The 4809-nt window shown below is 57.3% G+C and carries 3 protein-coding genes; 2 read left to right on the top strand and 1 reads right to left on the bottom strand.

Annotation, left to right across the window (positions count from 1 at the left end; genetic code table 11):
- Nucleotides 1–69 precede the first annotated feature (69 nt).
- Nucleotides 70–2277, bottom strand: coding sequence for a winged helix-turn-helix domain-containing protein (locus tag AC5S26_RS29660; protein WP_494188552.1), 2208 nt, complete (start codon nt 2275–2277; stop codon nt 70–72).
- A gap of 181 nt (nt 2278–2458) precedes the next feature.
- On the opposite strand from AC5S26_RS29660, the gene AC5S26_RS29655 reads away from it, so the two are divergent.
- Both AC5S26_RS29655 and AC5S26_RS29650 read left to right on the top strand, forming a co-directional pair.
- Complete coding sequence (locus AC5S26_RS29655) at nt 2459–4015, top strand: hypothetical protein (RefSeq protein WP_494188551.1); 1557 nt, start codon at nt 2459–2461, stop codon at nt 4013–4015.
- A gap of 64 nt (nt 4016–4079) precedes the next feature.
- Nucleotides 4080–4809 (top strand): tetratricopeptide repeat protein (locus AC5S26_RS29650; RefSeq protein WP_494188550.1); only part of this gene is annotated, 730 nt, incomplete at its 3' end.

Here is a 4809-nt window from a genome sequence, read left to right as displayed (position 1 = left end):
CTCAGGACTAACCCGTGCCGGTTGATCGTCCGCCGAAGGCGAGGTTCACGAATCACTCGTAGAAAATTCCTACTGCAACAGGCTAGGCCAGTTGAGCACCATCTGAATATCAACATCTCCCGAAGGAGTCTCTTTCGCAATCCCCAGAAAGCGCTGCCCATCACGAGACACCGCATAGTTCGCATCGTAGTTCGTGAACAGCTTCAGGTTCGCATCGAAGAGCCGCTGCGATTCCGCAGTCAGCCGCCCATCGACGACAGCGATCTTCGCTGCCATCATGCTGCCGTCAGCGGCAACGTAGAACAACTCCTTACCATCGCGCCGCCACCTTGGCTTGAATCCACCACTTGTCGAAACCCGTACTCGTTGCGACCCACTGGGAAAGTCCATCACGTAAATCTCCTGCCTTCCCGTCGGATTTGAAGAGAACGCCAGCCATCTCCCATCCGGAGAAAAGCTCGGCAGCATCCCTTCGTTTCCCGGAGCATCTATCGGGTGCCACTGCGGTACGTCCTTGCTCCCACCCTTCATCTCGGTCCACACTGTCTCGGCATGAGCGTAGTTTGCAATGAGTTCAGCCACCGCATAGCGTCCATCAGGAGAGATACCCCCAACGTGCGTGTACCGATCCACGCCGAGCTCCATTACCACCTCCTCGGGTCCTCGTGGAGAGACGTTACGCCGCAGGAGCAGCCCGCGTCGTTCGTCGTTGTAGTAGACCGTCTTGCTGTTTTCTGACCAGCTTGGGTTCACAGCACGATTCGAATCCGATAGCGGCTCCAGAAATCCATCCGGCAATGAAGCGATCCATATCCTGGTACGTACGCTGACCGGCTCGTGCCTGGTAATAGCAACGAACCGATCATCGGGAGACAGGTGAACGCCCTCGTAGTTGTCGGGACCTCCCAGCATTCCTAACTCACGCCCGGTACGGTCGCGCCATACCAGCCGTGACGTGTCCTGACCAAACTTTCGTATCACCAGGGTTCCTGTATCAGAAACACTGAGGAACCCGGGCCGGTCCAGCAGAATGCGCGACGGCCCCGATAGCTCTCCGCGATCCACATCAAAGATCTGCGCAGCAATCTTCCCGGCCTGCTCGCTCAGAAGATAGTAGATCTTCTTCTCCGGGTCGAGAGCTATAGCGCAGCAAAAACCATCTGCGACCACTACACGCCGCTTAGGCTGGCGATGATCGAGTGATTCCAGATAGACACCTCTCTTTTCAGGATCATCAGCCAGGACACCATAAAGAAATCGATTCCCATCCGGCAGAAAGAGAGGAAACCAGTGGGCAAACTCTCCGGCAGCTTTGTCTACCTGCGTCACCCTGGTTGCCTTTCCGCCCGCAGCGGAGACGTGAAAGACGGGCCCGTCGGCAGTGCCGAAGAGTATGTCCCCGCGGTGGCTCCACGTGCCCCCACGTGCATACACAGAATCGCAAAGCACCACAGGACTGCCACCGACCGCCGGCATGCGTTTGAGTTTGGTTCCTTCCGCCGAGAACGCGATATGTTGGCTATCAGGCGACCAGAACGGCGTGGAAGAACGCTCTGCCCCCTCCAATCGTATGAGCCGGTTTGAGTCGAGACGGCGAAGATAGAGATAGGTCGTATCGGCCGTTAGAAGTGGAATCGCGATCGCGCTTCCATCGGGCGCGACCGCCACAGAACCTATTATCCGCACCGGATCAGCATTGGTCGCACCCTCTGGCAGAGGTATGACGACAGTCACTGCCTTCGGAGACGAACTTCTCCGATGCGATCGGGCCAGCCAGGCTCCACCACCAACTACCCCAGCAGCCGCTGCCGCAGCCGACCACGCAAACGTCCGGCGGGTCACACCCGCCGGTGCATTAGGTACCGCCCCATGCAGTGGCTCGGGCTCCCCGGCAACAGAGCCAGCCACTGCCGCTGAAACCAGTGCAACCTCTCGTACCAAATCCCCGACGAACCGATACCCCTGCTTCGGCAGAGTATCGATAAACTTCGGGTCCGAAACGCTGTCATTCAACACCGAACGAATCTGCCGGACACAGAAGTTCAAGCTCTGGTCCAGATCAACATTCACCCCGTTCCCCCACACGTAGTTGCCCAGTTCCTCGCGGGTCACTACGGACGGCGCCCGCAGCAGCAGCAACTCGAGCACCCGCAACGGTTGCGGCTGAATCTTCAGAGGCATTCCGCGGCGCGACAGCACCCCGCGCTTCGGGTCGAGTTCATACTCGCCGAATCGGACGACGCCACCACTCGGTTCGCGATGATTCTCCTCAGGCATCGGAGCCCAATTATAGGACCGCCACCCAACCGCAATCTCTGACGTCAGACGCCCCGCGCAAAGCCTTTTTTATAAGCATCTTCCGTCCTCATCTCACCTGAGGAACATCTCAGAAAGCCTCATCATCGAAATCCACACGCCGATGCTACATTCCTCCGGTCAGCCACCGAGGAGAACTCCCTTGAAGACCATGCGCAGCGCACTCTCAATAAGTCTTGCAGTCATCGCATGCAACATAGCGGCGCTTCCCCAAGTCGGGCAACCCAATAAATCCGTCGCCAGGCCGACCATCCCTCGCACCTGGGACGACTCCGTAATCCCCACCCTCGAAGTTCCGCTCGCAAACCCCGTCGGCTCGCCAAAGCACGTCTCCGCCGACTACTACTACAAGATCCCCGTCCGCCCCATATACAAGCAGTACCCGGTTTACGCTCCCGGCCGAGAGCCTGCAGGCTACATGGAATGGCTCAAGAAACAGGGTCCCGTCATTCTCTGGGACAACGCCCAAAACAAACCAAAACTTGAGACCGAAGCCGACTGGGTCAAAGCCGGCGAGGACGTCTTCAGCGCGCCGCTCTTCGTCGATGCAAGCGATAACGGTTTCCTCGCGTTGGCCGACATCAGAGACAGTGCGTGGTACCAAAAAGGCGGCATCCCTATCTCGAAGGATGGAGTGCTGCCCTTCGTTCACTACGTCATCCGCGAAAAAGGAAAGATTGAGCTGGGCTCATTTTCATGCGCGATGTGCCACACCCGCGTGATGCCCAATGGCACCACCATCAAAGGAGCGCAGGGAAACTTTCCCTTTGAACGAGCGGTTAAGTTTTCCCCAAGACCTCCGCTCCCGACGCCCCTTTTACACGCCTTCAACCAAGCCCTTTACGCTGCTCCCTGGCTGCATCCCGACCCAATGGACCGCGAGATGAGCATGTCTTCCGAACAAATCAATGAAGTCCTTCAAACCATTCCCCCGGGCGTCGTCTCCCGCCATCGCACCAGCAACTTCGATCCCGTCCAGGTTCCCGATCTTATCGGCGTCAAAGACCGGCGCTACCTTGATCGCACGGGTCTTCAGCCACAAAATTCGCTGGTTGATCTGATGCGTTACGCCGCCCTCAACCAGGGGGCCGATATGATAGCCAGCTTCGACGGCTTCATCCCCGCCGATATCCCCGGCTTCAAAAAACTTCCTGAGCCGGCTGACCCAATCAAAGTCGGGGGCCGCTACAGCGACGAGCAGCTCTACGCCCTCGCTCTCTACATCTACTCCCTGAAGCCCCCGCCCAACCCCAACAAGTTCGACGCCGCCGCAGCCCGCGGCAAACAGGTCTTCACAAACGAAGGCTGCATCCTCTGCCATACCGCGCCCCATTACACCAACAACAAGCTTACCCCTGCCCCCGGCTTCACCATCCCCGCAGAAGCCCGCGCCAAATACGATATCTCTCCCATCTCCGTAGGCACCGACCCTTCCCTCGCCCTGAACACCCGCCGCGGCACCGGCTACTATAAAGTCCCTTCCCTCGAGGGTGTCTGGTACCGCAGCATGTTCGGCCACAGCGGCTGGTGCGCAACTCTCGAAGACTGGTTCAACCCCAGCCGCGTTAACGACGACTACGTTCCCACCGGTTTCAAACCCTACGGAAGCAAAACCTATCCCGTAAAAGGCCACACCTTCGGCCTCGACCTGACCCCCGAAGAGAAAAAGGACCTCATTGCGTTCCTCAAAACACTCTGACCTTGTGCCTCGGGCCTGCGAAATCAGCATGTGATTACACGGTAAGTAAGAAGGGGAGGAGACCATGCACAGCGCACTTCCAATCGTTCTTGCAGTCATCGCATTCAATCCAGCAGCGTTTCCTCAAGTCCCATATCCCAACAGTACGGAGACCCTGCAGGCCAATATCCGAAGCGCAGTTGAACAGCATGCTAGCTCGGAACAACTGGGGGCGCTGTTGCTTGCGCTAGCAAATCGATATCAGGACCGCTTCGAGCTTGAAAAAGCTGAGGACACATATGCCCGTGCGATTCATCTACTTCGCGAAACTTCCTCACAGAGTGAGTACGCTGAATCGCTGCAGGGGATGGGCTATCTGTACAGCGCATCAGGCCGACTGAAAGAGGCGCAAAGATATTTAACGAGGTCGCTCGAGATCTACGAGAGGTTGGACGACGAAGCAAATATCGCACGGCTTCACCTTGCGCTCGGCCTCGATCTATTGGCAGACAATAAGTATCGAGAGGCAGAGATCGAATCGACCGCTGCTCTCAAAGGTTTCGAGTCCGGACTGAAGTCCGATATCAATGACATATCTATGGCTCATCTGACGCGCAGTCGTGCTATTTGCGGGCAGGGACGATGCCGAGCCGCGCTGGACGATGTGTCACAGGCCCATTCTGTAGCCCTTAACAAATTTCAGGAGAATTCGATTGAGATGATCTCAATCTGGTTGGTTCAAGGACAAATTCAAATGAAAGCCGGGCTGCAGGCAGAGGGCGAACAGGCGATGAATGAAGCGTTGCGCCTTGTGC

It is taken from the genome of Edaphobacter sp. FHG110511_03, assembly GCF_059115365.1.
This window is presented reverse-complemented; position numbering and strand designations above follow the sequence as displayed.

Excerpts from the sequence above, each read along its gene's own strand:
- AC5S26_RS29660 (WP_494188552.1), bottom strand. The coding sequence starts at position 2,277 with ATGCCTGAGGAGAATCATCGCGAACCGAGTGGTGGCGTCGTCCGATTC.